Source organism: Streptomyces olivaceoviridis (assembly GCF_014650115.1).
Taxonomy (GTDB): Bacteria; Actinomycetota; Actinomycetes; order Streptomycetales; family Streptomycetaceae; genus Streptomyces; species Streptomyces olivaceoviridis.
On record NZ_BMUI01000132.1, the window covers coordinates 1 to 573 of the forward strand.

At 60.2% G+C, this 573-nt stretch carries 1 protein-coding gene; it reads right to left on the bottom strand.

Annotated elements, in window-relative coordinates:
• Positions 1-256 precede the first annotated feature (256 nt).
• Positions 257-466: a hypothetical protein gene (locus IE273_RS45615; protein WP_229888153.1), complete on the bottom strand. Its 210-nt coding sequence runs from the start codon at positions 464-466 to the stop codon at positions 257-259.
• Positions 467-573: the final 107 nt, after the last annotated feature.

Sequence of the window (573 nt, forward strand, 5' to 3'; positions counted from 1 at the left end):
AGAATTTACACATGGAGCGTACACAAAGTACACACATACACACCCATCACTCGCTAGCATGCAGTGAGCAGACCGGGATAAGAAAAGAAAGTTACAAGCACTAGTAGACAGTAGTACGAAGCTCAAGACAAACCACATGCAGCCTCGGACGGCAACGTACGCTATGCAGGATTAGATAACCAAAAGAGCAGCAAACATGGCGGCGTCGCAGAAGTTGTTGAGCACCCTCTCTTCTTCTTCGGCCGACGGCTCTTATTTAGCGGTGGTTGCTCCTGGTCCTGGTCTCGTCGCTGTAAAGCCAGTCGTAGACGGTGGGGGAGTTGGGCTGCGGGCGGTCGAAGAGGTTGGCGCCGAGGCTTTTGGTGGCCAGGTTGCTCCCGGGGTGGAAAACGCTCCGCCACACGCTGCCGCCGCGCGGGGGCGTCGACGACGACGGCGTCACCGGCGTGGTCGGGGTCGTCGGCATCGACGGCGACTGCTTAATCGCCTCCCCTGCAGCTGTGTTGATGGCGAGAGGTTGGGTGGCGGCCGCCCTGCGGAGCTTGTCGAGGCCCGTCTCCGGGCGAGGCCCGG

Bases quoted from the DNA above. Each gene is read 5' to 3' on its own strand.
- IE273_RS45615 (WP_229888153.1), bottom strand. From the start codon at position 466: ATGCCGACGACCCCGACCACGCCGGTGACGCCGTCGTCGTCGACGCCC.